Raw genomic sequence first — 17,769 nt, 5'->3', positions numbered from 1 at the left:
CAATGGATGGGTTTCATTTCTCTGTAATCATAAACGGTATAACCTCCTAAATTGTTGCAGGCAGGTTTCTCCATGCCCATTCTTTTTTTAAGCGGGTCTGTTTTTTTTACCGGTTTGCAACAAATTCACCTCTCGGGCAAGCTACAATAGAGTGGGAATGAAATCATGCGTCTATTTGAGCACCAACAGAAAGGAACGAAAAGACAGATGAAAAAAATCTGGCTGTATTTGGCTGTCTTGTCTGTCGCGCTGACCGGCGGCGGCTGCGGCTTTACCGATACTCCCAACGAACTGATGCGTGCGCCTGCGGCCGACGTCAACCAGCAGTCGATCAATCAGGCGGTCATGCAGTTTCTCCCCCCCGGCTCACAGCTGACCGTGCCGTTGAACCCGGCAGAGTCTAGTGCTGTCGCCCTTCACGACTTGACAGGCAACGGCTCGCCTGAGGTGATCGCCTTTTACAAGACGGAAAAAACCGACTACGAGATCGGCGTCCTGGTCTTGTCACAGAGTGGCGGAAACTGGAAAAAGACTGCCTCTTTCACCGGGATCGGCCGGGAATTGGACTATGTCGATTACGTTGACATGACCGGCGACGGAATTCCCGAGATGCTGATCGGATGGGGCGGAGGAGACGGCCTGAACAAGGAGCTTTCCGTCTATTCCCTAAAAGAAAATCAGCCCGTGGAACTGCTGAAGCAGCCTTATTCGGTCATGGCGGTAGGAGATCTTGCCGGCAATCGGGAGCAAGAGCTGGCCCTCGTCGTTCACGACAACAACAATCTGGTATCCAAAGCAGAGGTGTACGGCCCAACGGACGGGAAACTGTCCAAATGGACGGAGATCCAACTGGACGGCAATGTAAACGGCTACGAGCAGGCAGTCATCGGCAAGGCGTCCCCGACAAAAAATGGCATTTTCATCGAAGCCGGCCTCGGAGCCCATTCCGCTATGACCGAGCTGTTGATCCTGGAAAATGGCCAATTGCTCCGTCCATTGGCTGGCACCCGGGAAGAAATGGAACTGACTTTTAAACCATACAGCCTATATAGTGAAGATATTAACGATGACGGGATTATAGAAATAGGAATTCATACACAGCCGCCAGGCACGGACGAAATGGCCATGGCGGAAATCCCCTGGATCTCTTCCTACTATCAGTGGGATGGCAAAAGCGGCCTAAAGCATATGGAGGATCATTTCCAAAGCACCAGGCTTGGCATCGATTTTCGCATCCCGGATAAATGGAAGGACAAGTTTACGGTTGAGCGAAATCCCGATTCCAATTCGACCGTGGCCCACATGGTCTACTACGGTCAGAACGGCGAGCAGAAAGCGACCCTCCTCACCTTCCAATCGATCCCTCAGCAGGAGTGGGCGAAAATGGAAAAATCCTCTGAGGGCAAGCAGACGCCGTATCTGGTATTGTCAGAACAGGGCAAGCAAGTGCTCGTGGCGATCCAGCCGCAAAAGCCTGACAATCTGAGCAGTGCCGCTTTGCGCGAATACAACGCCATGCTGCTGACCTCGGACGAAATCAGACAGTTGTTCCGACCGTTGAAAATGCAGCTCTAAGCTCGGCCGGTTCGGTTTTCTAAGGAGACGAGAACATGAAAGTACTGCTGTTAGAAGATGAAAAATCAATCCGCGATTTTGTCCGCATCAATCTCAAGCGCGAGGGATGCGACGTCATCGAGGCCGCCTCTGGCGAAGAGGCGTTGACCATTGCGGACAGCCAACCGAATATCGAGATCGCCATCCTGGACGTCATGCTGCCGGGAATCGACGGATTTGAAGTGTGCGGACAGCTCCGCCGCAAGTTTCCCCGCATGGGAATCATTATGCTGACGGCGAAGAGCCAGGAGCTGGACAAAGTGATGGGGCTGGAGTTTGGCGCAGATGACTACGTCGTCAAACCATTCAGCCCGGCAGAGCTGCTCGCCCGGGTAAAAGCCCTGCACCGCAGGCTTACTGCGCTCGAGGTGCAGGAGGAAGATTCCCGCATTATCGACATTCCTCCTTTCCAACTGCTTCTCGACGAGCGGAAGCTGATCAAGCACAAACAGGAAATCGATTTGACGCCGAAAGAATTTGCCATCATCAAGCTGCTTGCAGAGAACGCCAACAAAGCAATTAGCCGCGACGACATTTTGACCGAAGTGTGGGGACAGTTCTATATCGGCGATCTAAAGGTAGTGGACGTGAACATCCGTCGAATCCGGCAAAAAATCGAAGACGATCCGGCCCATCCCGCATACGTCGAGACGGTCTGGGGCTATGGTTATTTATGGCGAAAGGAAACCGCTGATGAGGGGAATTAGAGCGCGGCTCGTCATTCATTTTGGCCTGATCCTGCTGTTGATCGTCCTCGTCCTTGAGGGGCTGTTCTACTGGGCTGTGCATACCTACTATTTCGGCACGGCCACAGAGACTCTGGTGACGAGATCGACGACCTTCACCAACTTTATCAACAAGTACGCGGACAGCTACCACTTGAGAGACAAAGCCCGCTATATATTGGAAAACGTCTCAAAAGAAGAAACCGCCAAAGTGGAAGTCCTTGATCTGACTGGAAAAGTCATTCTCAACTCTTACGGCTTTCAGACGGCAGAGGTCATCGAAACGCCAGATGTGCTCAATGCCTTGCAAACCGGCATGGGGTTGTATGTCGGCAAGTCTCCGTACACGCGGGAGAGGGTGATCGCGGTATCCAATCCGCTTGTCTACATGGGAGAGCAGGTAGGTGTCCTGCGCTACTCGATTTCAGCCGAGCCGCTGTACGCTGCCGTATACCGGATTGCGATGTACGGTGCGGGAGTCGGGGTGATCGTGGTGTTATTCGCCTTCACGTTGAGCCTGATCATCGCCAAGCGCATCGTCGGCCCGATTCAGGAGCTGACCCGGGCGGCTACACAGATGGCGACCGGAAATTTCTCCGCGCGGGCAAAAAAGCAATTTAATGACGAAGTCGGTACTTTAGCCGAGGCGTTTAACTACATGGCAGCGGAGATAAGCAAGAATGAACAGATGAAAAACAACTTTATCTCATCGGTTTCCCATGAACTGCGGACGCCGCTTACCTCGATCAAAGGCTGGGGCGAGACGTTGATTTCCGGAGGGCTGGAGGACAAGGAAGAGACGATGCTGGGGCTGGAGGTCATCTCCAAGGAGACGGACCGGTTGATTGGTCTGGTAGAAGAGCTGCTCGATTTCTCGAAGTTTCAGTCCGGTGAACTGAAATTATCGACGGAGCGCCTCGATCTGCGCGATATTGTAGAGGATGTGCGGATTCAATTCGGCCTTCGGGCACAGGACGAGGGCATTGACTTTTTCGTCCATATCCCGCCCTCTCCTGTTCCCGTGCAGGTGGACCCCAATCGGATGAAGCAGATCTTCGTAAACCTGCTGGACAATGCTTTCAAATTCACTTTACGCGGAGGCTCTATCCAGATTTCATGTCAGACGGATGAGACGCATGTAAAAGTGCTGGTCAGCGACACAGGGGAAGGCATCGCCCCGAAAGATTTGCCCCATATAACGGAAAGGTTTTTCAAGGGACAATCCAAGCGATCAGGCAGCGGTCTCGGTCTTGCCATTTGCAAAGAGATCGTTCACCTGCACGGCGGCCAATTTTCCGTGTCGAGCACCTTGGGCAAAGGAACGACGGTAACGGTCGAGCTGCCGCTGGCACAAAGCCTCACCCCTGAGGAGAAAAGCGTATAGCCGATATTTGGCCAACCAACAAACAAATTCAGCCAACAAAAAACGCCCGACCACGCGAGCGTTTTCCTTCTTTCATCCGTATTAAAAGCTGTTTTCAATCACCAATTCATCCAGTCCGAATCGCTGCGTAGGATGGGCAGGAGCGCTCGCCTTGCCCAAAGTAATGATCATCGAAGGCAAGTAGCGGCTAGGAATATTGAAAGCCTGGATCAGCTTCTCTCTGTCGAATCCACACATCGGGCAAGTGTCGTAGCCTTTTGCCTTGGCGGCCAACATCAGCTGCATGGCTGCCAGGGAAGAGTTGCGGATCGCTTCATCGCGGGCGAGCTGCGGGTTGTCTCGGTATGCGTTCTCGATTTGGCTGATCATCGTGTCGCGCACCTGCTCGCTTACGTAGCCTTGAGCCAAAGCTCCATCGTAAACGGGGCGAGCCGACTTGTCGGCCTCCAGATCAGCCAAAATCACAATCGCTGCATGAGCTTTCACCACTTGTTCCTGACCGTGGGCGATCGGCAGCAGGCGTTCCTTGTGAGCCTGATCCGTTACTACCAGAAAGCGCCAGTGCTGCAGATTCCAGGAGGATGGAGCTGTAGCTGCTAACCGCAGGATTTCATTCAGTACTCCTCTCGGAATCGCTTCATTGGGATCGTACTTTCGGACGCTGTGACGCGCTTCCATAGCTTGCTCAGCAGTGAGTTTCATGTCTGTTTGCATGATATACATCCTCCTTTATTTCATCAAGTAGCAAAGTCAATACTTACTTTACTATAGTTACATACTGCATTTCCAGCCTATTTTTGTATATCTTGCAGTTGTATGTATGAAGGTACGCTTCGCTTTCAGTTTTCAGCTATCCTTGCTATTTCATGCACCGCTATATCTACTTCATTAGGAGGGTTCCGTTATGCCGTTTTCCGAAAAAGTTGTCGTCGTTACCGGTGCAGGACAAGGTATCGGCTATGCTGTCGCCGCCATGTATGCCGCCCGGGGTGCAAGAGTCTGCATTGCCGAAAAAAACCGGGAATTGGGGGAACGGGCTGCGGCAAAAATCAGCCATGCCGGAGGAAACGTCTTTTTTCAGCAAGTGGATGTTAGCTCTCCTGCCGATATTATTCGGCTGATGGAGGAAGTCGCGGAGCGCTGGGGCCATTTGGACATCCTGATTAACAACGCCGGGGTATCCACATGGAAGTCTCCGTATGAGCTGTCCGTAGAGGAATGGGACCAAGTGATCAATACCAATCTCCGCAGTGTCTTTCTCTGCTCGCGGGAAGCCGCACTGTTGATGCGGAGAACCGGCGGAGGCGCGATCGTCAACCTCTCCTCCACGCGCGCCCACATGTCCGAGCCCCACTCCGAGGCATACGCCGCTTCCAAAGGCGGCATTCTTGCTCTGACTCACGCTCTGGCGCTTTCCCTCGGTCCGGACCGTATTCGCGTCAACGCCATCTCCCCTGGCTGGATCGAAACGGGCGACGAAGAAGCACTCCGTCCGGAGGATCATGAGCAGCATCCCGCCGGCCGCGTAGGACGTCCGGAAGACGTCGCCCGGGCCTGCCTATTTTTGACCGACGACGAGAACGACTTTGTCACCGGTACCGAGCTCGTCCTCGACGGGGGCATGACTCGGAAAATGATTTATCTGCCTTGACTTCGCTCTCTAACGAACTTCGCTTTCGATTATTTCGTTGAGCCGCCTTTCTCCATATGCAGGAAGGCGGTTTTTCTTTCTATGTACAAATTCTATGGACAAAAATTTCTTCACTCAAATTGAAAAGCCACTCGGCGTAAAACCGAGTGGCTTTTGTTGTGGCTTCTGCTTTTGCTTCTGCTTTTGCTTCTGCATTTGCTTCTGCTTTTGCTTCTGCTTTTGCTTCTGCTTTTGCTTCTGCATTTGCTTCTGCTTTTGCTTCTGCCTTTGCTTTTTACATTTGTCCCAACGTTTACCAGGTGCGAATTGGTGGCGAACCAGGCGGATTGTGGGTCAGCTGATCGGCGATCGGAATGCCGTATGCCATCACGATAAGGAAGAGCAGTACGCCCACCCATACCGGCCAGCGTTCCAGAATCCGGGGCGTATGCTGCTCCGCCTCTGTTTCCGCGATCGGGTATTCGGTCTTTCCTTTCGGGGCATAGAAGGTCAGGTAGCCCAGGATCAGGATCAGCAGTACAGCCGCTACGAACAGCAGCCCGCCGCCAAACGCCATGACGCGTTGGTAATCCATCCAGCCGAGCGCCAGCGGATGATCCATGTAGGTGGTATAATCCGTCCGGCGAGGCGTTCCTTGCAGGCCCAAATAGTGCATCGCAAACGACATCAGGAACATTCCCACCGACCAGAATACGGTTTGTACCATCCCCATGCGGTTGGCTGTACGGGTCAATGTCCGCCCGGTCAGCACAGGGATAAGCCAATAGCTGACACCGAAGAAGGTCAGAGCGACAGCGGCACCTACTGTAATGTGGAAATGGCCGGTGACAAAGATCGTATTGTGTACGACCGCGTTCATCTGGTTGCTGGCGTTGATGATCCCGCCGGCACCTGCCGGGATAAAGAAGAGCATGCCGACGAATGGCGCGAAGAAGCGGACATCGGACCACGGCAGCTTTTTAAACCAGCCGAACAGTCCCACTCCTCCCTTTTTCCGCCCCGTTGTTTCAAAGGTGGCGAACATGGAGAAGGCAGTCATCAGCGACGGTACGACAACGATCAGCGTCAAAATGACGTGTATCATTTTCCAGCCTGCGGAAATACCCGGCTCCATCAGCTGATGGTGGAAGCCGACCGGCATGGAGAACAGAAGCAGCGAGATAAAAGCAAGCCGAGCGAGCGAATCGCTGAATACATGGCCGCCGATGACGCGCGGAACGCAGACGTACCAGGCGATATACGCAGGCATCAGCCAGAAGTACACCAGCGGATGGCCGAAGAACCAGAACAAGGTACGGCTGAGCATGACGTTAATGCTCGGTGTCCAGCCCAGAGACCAGGGGATGAGCTGGAACAGAACTTCCACAGCAACCGGAACGGTCGCGATCAACCACAGAACAAAAGTTGTGACTGACATGTAGACAAACAGTGGAGACAGCTTGCCTCTGTTTTCCCGTCTCCATTTGCGGTAGCTGCTAAAGATGGCAAATCCGCCAAACCAGCTCCCGACGACCAGGAGCGCAGCCCCGATGTAGAAGTACGGCGACGCCTTCAGCGGCGCGTAAAAGGTGTAGAGAACGGAAGCGTCGTTCGTGACGATCGTCACGACAGCCATCGCTGTCCCGACAGTCATCAGCACCCATCCTGTCCAGCCGAGCCCGCGGGCAGTTCCGTGCAGAGAGCCTCCCGTCGTTTTGGCTACCCCGGACAAGAGGAATCCGATGATGAAATACGTCGTAAAAATAAGTGCCATTAACACTCCGTGCGCGGTCAAAATCTGATAGTAATTCGTCCAGCTGGGCAGTTCGACAAGTCCGCCCCGCACCATTCCTTGGAGCATCCCGGCCAGTGCAGCCAAGCCAAACGCCGCATAGGCGACCCAAACGTAAGCGAGACTGAGACGAGCCGTAGGACGGTCGACTTGCGCCTGCCCGATTGTTGTATGATTCATGTTATTCACCTGCCTCTATTTTACAATAATGGTGGTCGCCATCACCTGGTGGCCGGCGCCGCAGTATTCGTTGCACAAGATCAGGTATTCTCCCGGTTTGTCAAAGGTGTAGGATGCAGAGTTGATATGGCCCGGCATTACCATGAAGTTGACGTTGGTTCCCGGTATTTGAAATCCGTGGACGACATCCGGACTGGTGACGTGAAAATTCACCTTGGAACCGACCGGAACTTCCATTTTATTGGGCGCAAAGCCGAAAGCAAACGCCGTCATGTACGCATCGTACTCGTTGTCACTCAGCTTTTTCAGGCCAGGGTTGTCGAACGGAGGCGTTTCTGTCACTTTGGCCGGATCGATCATTTCCATGTTGCTCGGAGGAGCCATTCCCATCGCGAAGGCATTCACACACAGCAGCACGATGAATAACGCGAGGCCCCCTGCTCCCAGGGACAGCCAGATTTTTTCATAACGGTGCAGATGCATCGTTTCCTCTCCTTTCTCTTTGAACTCGCTCTTCTATGCACGACCCAGGAATAGTCCGAACACACCAAACCAGCTTAGGAGTATGATTGCGCCTACCAGCAATACAGCGATAAATGTCCCTTTCAGGTTTTGCGACTCAGGCTGCGGCTTCTTCGCCTTGTCCATCTGACGCTGCGTATCTGTTCTCGTCTCCACGGCTCGCTCCTCCTTTCCTGAAACCGTGACCGGCGTTATTCCTTTTTACGCCTTCATTCTACCCCCCGGCCAGTTGCGGTGTAATTCAGGGAAAACCCCTAAAATGCTCCGGGAACCTCCCGATATTCCCCGATTCCTGACACATTTTGTACAACAATGGCGAAGTTGCAACAAAAAAGCTGGCGCCGGTTGAAATCCCGGCGCCAACTTCCAGCCTGGCATCTGACATGCCCATCATTGGGTTTGCTACTGATCAGTATGCTTCTTTAATTTTCTTGAACCGAGTGATTAATCTGGAACACAATACCCTACTACCGGAACAGGTCCAACAGGAATCGTTCTGTAGTAAATCGTATACCCACCATTATTCCAATTGCATAATTCATTTGCTCCATACAATGCAGTTAATACAGCTGCTACAACCAACGGGAGACCGAATTCAGATGCTAATGCAGCAGCTCCAGCACCCGCAGCTAACGCTTTACCAATTTTAGAAGCTTTGCTTGCACTTACATAGTATTCATCAAAAATGGCTGCTGGTTGAACTTTTGCAGAGGAATTTTTATTCTTGCAAGCTGAATGTTTATGGCAGACTAAAAATGTAGGTTATGGCAGTTAATTTATGCAGACCCGTAGGGGCTGCATAAATTAAAAAACCACTTGCCAACATCCCCTTATCAAAATACACTCCTGTTGGGCATTACAGACGACGGGAGGTATAAAGTTAGGAGATGTTAGCAGTGGCAGAAATTAATTATATCAGGCATGAGGCAAACAAAAAAGGGCGAGCTTATAGCAAGATTGCCAAACAAATGAATCGTGATTCAAGGACGGTTCAGAAGTATGCAGAAATGGATGATTTCAATCTACAAGAAAAGCCCAAGCAAATTCGAAAAGCTAGAGTCATGGAGCCCGTTAAACCTATTCTTGATCAATGGATCAAAGAGGACTTGAACAAGAAAAAGAAGTTCCGAAGAACAGCACAACGCTTGTTCACGCAATTAGTGGAGGAATACCAATTTACAGGATCATCTCGCTCTGTCAGACAATATGTTTCCCAACGTAAGCACCAGTTAGCGGAGACAAGTGATGCTGCGGCATTGCCATTGGAAACGAGACCTGGATCAGCTCAAGTTGATTTTGGAGAAGCACCATTCAAATATCAGGGAGAAAGTGTTACCTTGCCATTCCTCGTTCTCTCGTTTCCTTATAGCAACACGTTCTACTTTCAAGTTTTCCAGTCTCAGAATCGAGAATGCTTTCTGGAGGGATTAAAGCGTATCTTTCACTATATAGGTGGAGTTCCAAAGGTCATTCGATTTGATAATTTATCACCAGCGGTGAAAAAGATCATGCCAAATGGTCAGCGTGAACTGACGGAGGAATTTCAAAACTTCGTTTTTCATTATGACTTTGAATACGAGTTTTGCAATCCCGGTAGTGGCAATGAAAAAGGGCACGTAGAGGCGATGGTCAAGTACGTTCGCAACAACTTCCTGCTTCCTGAGTTGCAGATACACAATCTTGATCAGCTAAACGAAACCCTTTGGAAAAAAGCCGAGAAAGATCGGGAGAGACCTCATTATGTGAAAGAAACCATGCTTTCCGAACTATATTTGGCAGACAAGGAACACCTTCTTCAATTACCTGCCAAAGAGTTTGATTGTATCCGATATGAACGAGTAAAAGCGGATAAATACGGATATATCCGAGTCGAAAATAAACTCTACTCAACGTCTCCCCGTTTTGCCAAATGTATGGTTTTGGCAAAGATCTCATTTGACCGAGTCGATATTTTAACTGAAGAATATGAGCTGATCGTACAGCATCCCAGGCTGTATGGCAAAGAGCCAAAATCAGTGATTTGGCAGCCATATTTGATATTGATGGCAAAACGGCCAACTGCTATTAAATACACAAGTTTTTATGAACAATTGCCAATCGAATGGCAAGTCTATCTCTCGAATTGCACGGTCCCAGAGAAGCAAGAAGCTCTCCAGCTACTATCCGTCATTTTAAAAAACGATGATATGAAAATACCCACGCAAGCTTTGCAGCTTGCCTCTGAGAATGGTCACCCAGCCGTTGATTCTATTAAGCAGATCTATTATCAACTCATGAATGGCCGTGGACAAAGGGATACCATCCAACCGAAAGGTTTTGTTCCTGCCGTTCCAACAGCCACTAGAGGATTAGCCCATTACAATGAATTTTTTAAGGGAACGGGAGGTCATCACTAGTGGATGCATTGATAAAAGAATATTCAAAGCGTCTCAAGTTGAGTTGGGTTCGGCAACATTTCCATGAGGTTGAAGCTACTACAAATGAAGAGTACTTACTCAAAATACTAGAAAACGAGATACAACAACGAGAAGTACGGAAAATCAATCTGCTCTTTAAACAATCTTCCTTGCCAAGAATAACAGGAAAGCCATTTGAATGGGGTCATATTCAGATGGGACAAGGTCTCACGCAGGATCATATCCTTCATGGTGGATTTATAGAGGAGAAAGAAAATCTGATCTTTTATGGCGGTGTGGGAACGGGGAAAACGTACTTATCCACTCTGATTGGCTTAAATGCCATTCAGCAGCAAGGGAAAAAGATAAAGTTCTTTACTGTCGCTGGATTAGTCAATCGGCTGCTAGACGCTCACGAGACTGGCTCGTTGAGCCGATTCTTTAACCATATTGAGAAGCTAGATCTGTTAATACTCGACGAACTGGGGTATATTCCTCTGCATAAACAAGGTGCAGAACTGCTATTTCAGATTATCTCCATGTGCTACGAAAGAAAAAGTATTATTATCACGACCAATCTACAGTTTGGCCAATGGAATCATATATTTGGTGATCCAATTTTAACAGAGGCAGTTATTGATCGCTTGATTCATCACTCTCATTTGATCGTCTTCAATGGCGAAAGCCATCGATACAAAGAATCGCTATTACACGGTAAATAATTTAGGGGTTGGCAAGTGGTACATTTTTAATTGCCATTTGCTACATTTCTTACTTGCCAAAAACAAGCTGAATCAGAATTCGTTGTTATTATATCCGCTTTTATATCTAAAATGTTTTTTCCGATAGCAATATTTCCTTTTCTAATCTCGTTATTTGCGAAACTCAAAATCTCTTCAAATTTTTCAAAAGCTTCTTTGCTTACACCTGCTTCTTTATGGTTTTTAAAGCCGTTTACAATTACACCGTTTTGCACCGTAGTCTGCTCTTCTAAATTGGATTTAGCAATTTCTAGGAGCAATTCTAAATCATAATCATTTTTTTGTTGTTCAGCATGAACACTTGGGACTAATACTTAGGAATATCCGGTAAAAAGGAAAGCAGTCGTTACTGCAACGGACAAGAACGAATGAACTAATTTATTTTTTCTCATTTTTAATTCCTCCAATCCTATATTCAAGGTAAGTAAGCCAAAAAACCAACGCGACTGTAATTCCAACGGAGACCTTCCTGCTTATGCCTAAGCTGATGTCAAGATCAAAAAAACTGAAAACAAGAAGCCCAAGAACGATAATCAAAAGGATCCTCCTAATAATTCCACCCCTCCCTTTTTTTATAATATTATTATAAATATATTAAAATGAGAATGTTGTCTATTTTTGTCGATGATCATAACTTTTTTCAACTACCATTCTCTATACCTCTTGACGTTTTCAATAGTCAATAAAAAAGGTAACTTCTGGTACCATTCAGAAGTTACCTTTTGGCTGTCTATACCAGCGTGCTTTTTCTACACCCTGTCTCCTCTGTCAAGCTTCGACTCCTGGGATCCTGTCCCTTCGGTTGCTTGCTTCCGTTGTTGGTCGCTGGCCCGACTTTATTCAAAATCAAGCCATCCCTTTTTGATCGCATACCGGACCAGATCGGGCCGGGTGCGCAAATGAAGCTTCTCCATAATATGAGCCTTGTGAGATTCCACGGTCTTGACAGAAACCGTCAATTGCTCGGCAATTTCCTTGTTGCTGAAGCCCTTGGCGATCAGGATCAGGACTTCCTTTTCCCGCTCCGTCAAAATCTCGTATTTTGCCTGCTCCTCGCCGTTTTTCACCATTTGCAAAAATTCCTCGATCAGCGATTTGGTCGCCGACGGATACAGGTACGCCATCCCTTTGGACACGGTCCGGATGGCGGCGATCAGGTCGAGATCGGGAGCGCTCTTTAAAATGTAGCCCGCAGCCCCTGCCTGCAGCACCCGGAACAGGTACTCTTCGTCGTCATGCATGGTCAACACGAGCACCTGGATGTCGGGAGCGGCCTCCTTCAATCTCCCCGTGGCAGAAAGCCCGTTTTCGCCCGGCGGCATGCTGAGATCCATCAAAACCACATCCGGCTTGATTTCCAAGGCCTTGTCAAAAGCCTCTTTCCCGTCTGCGGCATAGCCTACGACTTCCAAATCCGGCTGGGCGTCGATCAGCATGCCCAGACCGGAGCGGACCACGGCATGGTCGTCAGCGATCAGGACGCGTATCCCCATGTTCTGCTTCCCCCTTTGGCAATGGTATGCGAACAATAACAGTGGTGCCTTCCCCGATCGCAGAACGGACATCGACGCTTCCTCCCAGCAGTTGGGCCCTTTCCTTCATCCCGAACAATCCCAGCCCGGAGCCTCTGTGCTCGGCTGCTTCCACGTCAAAGCCGACACCGTCGTCCACGATAGTAACCACCACTTCTTTTTCTCTGTCTTCAAAGACGATACCCAGCTTTTCCGCCTGGGCGTATTTGGCTGTATTCGTCATCGCCTCCTGGACGATGCGGTAGAGAGCTGTTTCCATCGCTGCCTGGTAGCGGCGCCTTGCACCCTGCACATGGAGATCCACGGTGAGGCCAAAGCTCTTTTCCACCCGTTTGATCAGGGAGCGCAGAGCCGGCAAAAGCCCGAGATCATCCAGGGCTGAGGGGCGCAGCTCCAGAGCCATCCGCTTTACCTCTTCCATCGCTTTGGCGGTCAGTTGCTGGACATCCGCGACATGCTGCTTCATCGCCCCGCTCAGCTTGCTCTGTCCAAGGACGTTCAAGCCGACAAGAATGCTGTACAAAGCCTGCCCTACGCCATCGTGAAGCTCCCGGGAGATGCGTTTCCGCTCTTCCTCCTGAGCCTGGATGACGAAATTGGTCAACTTATGCTGGTACCGTTCTTTTTCCGCCCGCTGCTGATCAGTCATGTCGCGGAGGATCATCACCATTTTGCCTGGCGCCCCTTCCGGCAGTCTGGTCGAACTGGCAGCCACGGGATATTCCCGGCCCTCTTTTGTCCTGAGCCGCATCTCAAAGGAAGGCATTTGCGAGCGTTTGAAAAAACAGTCTGTACAGGTGCTCTCCTCCTGACATGTCGCCATGCCCAGACATACTTCGCATATATGTTTTTTCCCGACCAGTTCGTCCTGCGACCATCCGGATATCCGTTCCATAGCGGCATTGACGGTCACGATCATCCCGCTGTGATCGACGACGAGAACAGCATCGCTGATGTTCGTAAAAATCGACTGCAGCAGCGAGACGGTCTCTTGAGACGTACCCCGTTCTTCCTTCCACGCGTTCACCTTGTTCCTCCTCGCAGACAAACATCCATATTGCTATTGTAGGCTGTGGGCCGGGGAAAGTGTATCAGGGAATTCCCTTAACCTCCGCCCTCCATCCACCTGTTAATGGGACTGGAGGCACGGTTTATGCACCGGAAAACATGAGCAACCCGGCACCTCCTTCCTTGCACGCCATATAGCTGATAAAAACAACTGTGCGTTGGCACACCGGGGGAGCTATGCATGTCAGGGAATCAAGCAATCTGGCTGTTTACTGGAGCCGCTACTCTGTTTTTGGTCGGAACCGATGTCTTTATCATGTCGCCGCTGCTGCCTGCTATATCCGCTGAGTTTGGTGTGACACCGGCTGCCGCGGGCTGGCTGGTGACGGTCATGGCGGTCATGTATGCATGCGGCTCTCCCTGGGCCGGTACATTATTTGACAGGCTTCAGGAAAGGCGCAGCTATGTATTGGTGGCAGGATTAGTCTGTTTTGCGCTTGCCAATCTGGGGACAGCGCTTGCCGACAGCTTTCTGCTACTGCTCGGCAGCCGGTTGGCAGCCGGACTTTCGCTGGCCGCTATCGCCCCTTCCGTCTACGCCTTTGTCAGCGGTCTCGCTCCTGCCAACCGGCGGGCGGCATGGCTGTCTGTTGTCGTCTCCGGCAATCTCACCGGCTTGTGGGTCGGTACGCCGCTCGGCACTTTGCTTGCAGGCTGGGAAGGCTGGCGCTTGCCGTTTCTCTGTATAGCCGCAGGAAGCTTGCTGCTTGCACTCCTGAATGGGCGCGTATGGCCAAAGATGCGGAAAAACACTCTGATGCCCCAGACAAAGCGCCGCCCTCTCTGCGATGTCCTGCGCTCTGTCGTGGTAACCATATTGTGGTCGATGGCGATGTACGGGGTGTATACCTTTTTGGGAACGGCCCTTGCCCAGCAGAACGAGTTTACGTCCGCACAGCTTGCCGTATCGCTGACGGCATACGGAGTCGGAGCGATGCTGGGGAGCTTGAGCGGCGGAAGGCTCGCCGACTGGATTGGAGAGCGTCCCGTTTCTACTGCCAGCCTGCTTGTGCTCGTCCCCTTTCTATCTCTGGTCGGTACGCTTCCCTCGTCAAATTGGCTTTATCCGCTCCTGTTTCTGTGGGCGTTGGTCGGGTATGCCTTCGTGCCGTCCTACCAATCGCGCTTGTCCAATGAGTATCCGGGCGAAACGGGCAGAATCATGTCCTGGAACATTACCGGCATGTACATCGGGATGACGCTCGGTTCTTATTTGGGCGGACCGGTTTATCAGCTATGGGGGTTTACTGCGCTGGCGCTGATTTGCGGAGGATTTGCGCTCGGGGCCGGAGTGTTGAGCCTGGGATTTTTAGGCAAACAGGTGAGGAATGCGCCCCCTGATCACCTATAAATATGAAATCTGTTTTTCTGTATTTTGCGTGTTATAATTTAGCAAATTCTTTTCGAAAGAAGGAAGATCGATGAGCGAGTTACATAATATCACGATCAGAACACTCGGACCAGAAGATGCCGAACGATTCATAGCCTTGCGCCTGGAGGCTTTGAAAGCAAATCCGGAAGCTTTCTCGACCACCTATGAAGAAACGATCCAGGACAAAAACCTGCTGGACACATGGAAAACCCGCTTGACCCCCACCCTGGATTTGTTCACGATGGGCGCATTTGTCGGCGATACCTTGGTCGCTGTAGCCACGCTCAAACGGGAAACGTATGTAAAACTGCGGCACAAGGCTTCTCTGGCAGGCGTCTACACCACCCCTGCCCAGCGCGGGAAGGGCATCGCCAAAAAGCTGATTTCAGCCATTATCGAGAAGGCAAAAGAGCTGGACGGTCTTGAACAGATCAATCTGACCGTAGCCAGCGACAATGAGGCTGCGCGCCATCTCTACCTCTCCTTGGGCTTTCAAGTATTCGGCACGGAAAAGAATGCCCTCAAGCAAAACGGCGTTTATTCGGACGAAGACTACATGGCTTTAGCCCTGTAGCCCTTGTATGAAAAATCGATGTTGCAATCACCGATCTTGCTTCTTGCACCATTTTCCGAAACTATTTTCTGCGGCCTCCGCATTCTCCATCAAATGGAAAAAATGGGGTGGGATGCATGGAGCTGTTTATCTTTGTGTTTGAATTTATCGGCAATATTGTCGGCATGCTCCTCAGCAAAGATCGTGCCTAGCTGGCGGGGTTTCAGTGCCTAACTGATCCGACTCAAAAACCGTACCGGGAAGCCCTCTCAGCCCCAAAAAGAAAAGCGGGCCAGCATGACAAGCTGGACCGCTTCTTTGTTTTCACTCTTATTTTTTCGGCTCATCAGCTGCCGCCGGCTCCACGGTCACCAGGTTGTCAGCCGGCTCCACGACGATTTTCTCTGCCACGCCCTGCGGAATGGCGCTGCGGGTCAGCTTTGGACTGTAGAAAGCAAATACTTTCGCATCCTTTTTCAGATCCGCGATCGCAAGCGCCTTGTTGCCATCTGTAGTGACAATCTTCGTCTGGTCGTTTACGAGCAGGTGGATCTTTTCAAACGAATTGTCGGTCAGACGCTCGCCCTCGACAGCGATTCGCACTCCGCCATCCTTGTTGTCCTCGACACTGGCGACAGACCCGAATGTTCCGAGAACGTCCTCGGTCTGCATGCTGTTCTTGATGACGATCTCTTTCGCCGCCGTTTGCGGCGGCAGGCTCATCGCCATGAATTTCTCGTGGACAACCTCGATTTCCATGCCCAGCTTCAAGTCTGCTGCCTTGGCTTCCTTGCCGTCCGCTGTGACGATTTTCGTTTCATCCGCTACATGCAGCAGGATGCCCCGCTGATAGCCATTCAGCAAAATCGATACTTTGCCGTCCGTGTTGCGGATACTGGTGATCGTTCCCGCCTTCTTTGTATAATCCTGCTCCTCTTCTGCCGCAACACTGACAGAGTTTCCGGACACCTGCACCGGTGTTTGCAAAATTTGCTCCACAAAGGCGACCGGCACATAGGTGTTGCCGTTAATCAGCTTTGGCGTCGCTCCCACCGATTTGTACATGCGGGCAAAGGGATAACGGTCCTCGCCAGCTTTGGCATAGCTCCAAACGGCCCCCTTTTTCACTTCAGCCGCTTTGGTCTGGCTGTTCCAGCTTACTTCATATCCGAGCGACTCCGCTACTTCCCGAAGCGGTACCAGAATCGTCTGTTGCTGCTTATCGTCAATGGCGAGCTTGCCAATTTCCTGTCCTTTTACCTGTACGGACAGTTCGCGTACGGGCTCAGACGTAGCGAATGCGCTGACTCCATTCATCGTGAGGACTGCTGCTGCCAACAAAGTTATGGAAACAGATTTCATTTTTTTCATGCTGTCATCTCCCATTCATCTCTTGTTTGGATGTTGTCCTGCTATTGGGACGACAGCAAAGAAAAAAACGTTTCACGATTTTTGAAAACGGAGTGTTTATAGTTCAAGCTTCTCCCCTGATTTAAGGGTTTGCTACGCCCTGCGGAGCCCGCGGATACGGCACATCCGGCTTGCCGGCGGGGTTGTTGTACAGATAATCGGGCACCTTGCCCACGACGAGCGCTTCCGTGATCGGGATCTGGGTCACTACCGTTTTTTCCTCGGTGGCAAAAGGGATGACAATCCTGAGCGTAACCTCCACCTGGATGTAGACCGTGACCAGCACCATGTTGATTCCGGCCTGCTTCATCCCCGTCTCCAGCCTGGTCTTTACCGAACCAACCGGGACAAAAGAGACAGGGATTTCAGGACCGTAATGCTCGAGAAACACGCTTTTGGTCGCCAGGCCAAGCGGGACGGTAATCTTGACGTTCTCCTCCTCGAACTCCTTCATCCGGTTTTGAATCCGGGTGGTCGTTTCCCCCACAATCCGGGCGTACTGTTCAAAATTGAAATTCATCGCCTTGACGTTTCCCTCGTTGTCCTTTTCCATGACGATAATTTCGTTGAAGTCCACTCCCTGCTGGGTCAGCCGCTTGGTAACCACGTCCGTGATCGCGAGCTTCGCCACCTGATCCGCTTTCTGGGTCGCAATCAACAGCAAGGTCGGTTCGATCCGTTTCTCGACGATCACGAACAGGACCATAAACGCGATAAGCAGCGCGACAAGCGTCATGAAGAATCGTCTCCCCCTCCGCCGCCAGCCTCCTTTTCTATAGCGAACCACGATTTCGCTCTCTCCCGGCTTTTTGACATCTGCCTTGCAGAGG

17 protein-coding genes are annotated in these 17,769 nt (G+C 50.9%); 8 read left to right on the top strand and 9 right to left on the bottom strand.

All coding sequences use genetic code 11. The annotated features are described in order from the left end of the window. Window positions 1-207: 207 nt before the first annotated feature. From NSQ24_RS03170 to NSQ24_RS03160, 3 genes are read left to right on the top strand one after another with little or no spacing between them, the layout of a single operon-like run. A complete protein-coding gene (locus tag NSQ24_RS03170) occupies window positions 208-1,575 on the top strand; it encodes a hypothetical protein (protein ID WP_024983326.1) in 1,368 nt (455 codons plus the stop codon). 35 nt (window positions 1,576-1,610) lie between these two features. Beyond that, window positions 1,611-2,321: a response regulator transcription factor gene (locus NSQ24_RS03165; RefSeq protein ID WP_003389892.1), complete on the top strand. Its 711-nt coding sequence runs from the start codon at window positions 1,611-1,613 to the stop codon at window positions 2,319-2,321. Further along, on the top strand, window positions 2,308-3,723 hold the full coding sequence (locus NSQ24_RS03160; protein WP_039070395.1) for a HAMP domain-containing sensor histidine kinase: 1,416 nt from the start codon (window positions 2,308-2,310) through the stop codon (window positions 3,721-3,723). Before NSQ24_RS03165 ends, NSQ24_RS03160 begins: the two co-directional genes overlap by 14 nt. 81 nt (window positions 3,724-3,804) lie before the next feature. Here NSQ24_RS03160 and NSQ24_RS03155 read toward each other — a convergent pair whose 3' ends face one another. After that, window positions 3,805-4,437 (bottom strand): nitroreductase family protein, encoded by a 633-nt coding sequence (locus NSQ24_RS03155; protein ID WP_024983324.1) that lies wholly within the window; start codon window positions 4,435-4,437, stop codon window positions 3,805-3,807. A gap of 190 nt (window positions 4,438-4,627) precedes the next feature. Between NSQ24_RS03155 and NSQ24_RS03150 the strand changes: the two genes are divergently transcribed. Next, a complete protein-coding gene (locus NSQ24_RS03150) occupies window positions 4,628-5,374 on the top strand; it encodes a glucose 1-dehydrogenase (protein ID WP_122958074.1) in 747 nt (248 codons plus the stop codon). 292 nt (window positions 5,375-5,666) lie between these two features. Here NSQ24_RS03150 and NSQ24_RS03145 read toward each other — a convergent pair whose 3' ends face one another. Genes NSQ24_RS03145 through NSQ24_RS03135 form a run of 3 tightly spaced genes read right to left on the bottom strand, consistent with a single transcriptional unit; the run spans window position 5,667 to window position 8,003 of the window. Further along, window positions 5,667-7,325: a b(o/a)3-type cytochrome-c oxidase subunit 1 gene (locus NSQ24_RS03145; RefSeq protein WP_003389896.1), complete on the bottom strand. Its 1,659-nt coding sequence runs from the start codon at window positions 7,323-7,325 to the stop codon at window positions 5,667-5,669. Between the two features lie 15 nt (window positions 7,326-7,340). Then, window positions 7,341-7,808: a cytochrome c oxidase subunit II gene (locus tag NSQ24_RS03140; RefSeq protein WP_003389897.1), complete on the bottom strand. Its 468-nt coding sequence runs from the start codon at window positions 7,806-7,808 to the stop codon at window positions 7,341-7,343. 33 nt (window positions 7,809-7,841) lie between these two features. Further along, a complete protein-coding gene (locus NSQ24_RS03135) occupies window positions 7,842-8,003 on the bottom strand; it encodes a hypothetical protein (protein WP_031932603.1) in 162 nt (53 codons plus the stop codon). 731 nt (window positions 8,004-8,734) lie between these two features. Here NSQ24_RS03135 and istA point away from each other — a divergent pair. Next, window positions 8,735-10,243, top strand: coding sequence for an IS21 family transposase (gene istA / locus NSQ24_RS03130; RefSeq protein WP_024985313.1), 1,509 nt, complete (start codon window positions 8,735-8,737; stop codon window positions 10,241-10,243). Beyond that, entirely contained in the window at window positions 10,243-10,965 is a 723-nt protein-coding gene (istB, locus tag NSQ24_RS03125) for an IS21-like element helper ATPase IstB (protein WP_122915621.1), read from the top strand. Before istA ends, istB begins: the two co-directional genes overlap by 1 nt. A 26-nt stretch (window positions 10,966-10,991) precedes the next feature. Here istB and NSQ24_RS03120 read toward each other — a convergent pair whose 3' ends face one another. The 3 genes from NSQ24_RS03120 to NSQ24_RS03110 form a co-directional block, all read right to left on the bottom strand. Next, window positions 10,992-11,219 (bottom strand): hypothetical protein, encoded by a 228-nt coding sequence (locus NSQ24_RS03120; protein WP_339167225.1) that lies wholly within the window; start codon window positions 11,217-11,219, stop codon window positions 10,992-10,994. A gap of 621 nt (window positions 11,220-11,840) precedes the next feature. Next, window positions 11,841-12,497 carry a response regulator transcription factor gene (locus NSQ24_RS03115; RefSeq protein ID WP_003389899.1) on the bottom strand — a complete coding sequence of 219 codons (657 nt, stop codon included), beginning with the start codon at window positions 12,495-12,497 and terminating at the stop codon, window positions 11,841-11,843. Continuing rightward, window positions 12,472-13,563, bottom strand: coding sequence for a PAS domain-containing sensor histidine kinase (locus NSQ24_RS03110; protein WP_003389900.1), 1,092 nt, complete (start codon window positions 13,561-13,563; stop codon window positions 12,472-12,474). The genes NSQ24_RS03115 and NSQ24_RS03110 overlap by 26 nt, the downstream gene beginning before the upstream one ends. Before the next feature lie 222 nt (window positions 13,564-13,785). Between NSQ24_RS03110 and NSQ24_RS03105 the strand changes: the two genes are divergently transcribed. Together NSQ24_RS03105 and NSQ24_RS03100 are read left to right on the top strand one after the other, a co-directional pair. Next, window positions 13,786-14,955 carry an MFS transporter gene (locus NSQ24_RS03105; protein WP_339167223.1) on the top strand — a complete coding sequence of 390 codons (1,170 nt, stop codon included), beginning with the start codon at window positions 13,786-13,788 and terminating at the stop codon, window positions 14,953-14,955. A gap of 70 nt (window positions 14,956-15,025) precedes the next feature. Further along, window positions 15,026-15,550 carry a GNAT family N-acetyltransferase gene (locus NSQ24_RS03100; protein WP_152562223.1) on the top strand — a complete coding sequence of 175 codons (525 nt, stop codon included), beginning with the start codon at window positions 15,026-15,028 and terminating at the stop codon, window positions 15,548-15,550. 309 nt (window positions 15,551-15,859) lie between these two features. Here NSQ24_RS03100 and NSQ24_RS03095 read toward each other — a convergent pair whose 3' ends face one another. Together NSQ24_RS03095 and yunB are read right to left on the bottom strand one after the other, a co-directional pair. Next, window positions 15,860-16,900, bottom strand: coding sequence for a copper amine oxidase N-terminal domain-containing protein (locus tag NSQ24_RS03095; RefSeq protein WP_039070388.1), 1,041 nt, complete (start codon window positions 16,898-16,900; stop codon window positions 15,860-15,862). Between the two features lie 121 nt (window positions 16,901-17,021). Then, window positions 17,022-17,675 (bottom strand): sporulation protein YunB, encoded by a 654-nt coding sequence (gene yunB, locus NSQ24_RS03090; protein ID WP_194247070.1) that lies wholly within the window; start codon window positions 17,673-17,675, stop codon window positions 17,022-17,024. Window positions 17,676-17,769 lie beyond the last annotated feature (94 nt).

Origin of the sequence: Brevibacillus sp. FSL L8-0520 (assembly GCF_037963895.1) — a bacterium.
Lineage (GTDB): Bacteria > Bacillota > Bacilli > Brevibacillales > Brevibacillaceae > Brevibacillus > Brevibacillus borstelensis.
The sequence above is the reverse complement of the archived record's forward strand: the minus strand, read 5'-3'. Positions and strand labels throughout refer to the sequence as shown.

Coding starts and splice junctions, on each gene's coding strand:
- NSQ24_RS03170 (WP_024983326.1), top strand. CDS start 208: ATGAAAAAAATCTGGCTGTATTTGGCTGTCTTGTCTGTCGCGCTGACC.
- NSQ24_RS03165 (WP_003389892.1), top strand. CDS start 1,611: ATGAAAGTACTGCTGTTAGAAGATGAAAAATCAATCCGCGATTTTGTC.
- NSQ24_RS03160 (WP_039070395.1), top strand. CDS start 2,308: ATGAGGGGAATTAGAGCGCGGCTCGTCATTCATTTTGGCCTGATCCTG.
- NSQ24_RS03155 (WP_024983324.1), bottom strand. CDS start 4,437: ATGCAAACAGACATGAAACTCACTGCTGAGCAAGCTATGGAAGCGCGT.
- NSQ24_RS03150 (WP_122958074.1), top strand. CDS start 4,628: ATGCCGTTTTCCGAAAAAGTTGTCGTCGTTACCGGTGCAGGACAAGGT.
- NSQ24_RS03145 (WP_003389896.1), bottom strand. CDS start 7,325: ATGAATCATACAACAATCGGGCAGGCGCAAGTCGACCGTCCTACGGCT.
- NSQ24_RS03140 (WP_003389897.1), bottom strand. CDS start 7,808: ATGCATCTGCACCGTTATGAAAAAATCTGGCTGTCCCTGGGAGCAGGG.
- istA (WP_024985313.1), top strand. CDS start 8,735: ATGTTAGCAGTGGCAGAAATTAATTATATCAGGCATGAGGCAAACAAA.
- NSQ24_RS03115 (WP_003389899.1), bottom strand. CDS start 12,497: ATGGGGATACGCGTCCTGATCGCTGACGACCATGCCGTGGTCCGCTCC.
- NSQ24_RS03105 (WP_339167223.1), top strand. CDS start 13,786: ATGTCAGGGAATCAAGCAATCTGGCTGTTTACTGGAGCCGCTACTCTG.
- NSQ24_RS03100 (WP_152562223.1), top strand. CDS start 15,026: ATGAGCGAGTTACATAATATCACGATCAGAACACTCGGACCAGAAGAT.
- NSQ24_RS03095 (WP_039070388.1), bottom strand. CDS start 16,900: ATGAAAAAAATGAAATCTGTTTCCATAACTTTGTTGGCAGCAGCAGTC.
- yunB (WP_194247070.1), bottom strand. CDS start 17,675: ATGACGCTTGTCGCGCTGCTTATCGCGTTTATGGTCCTGTTCGTGATC.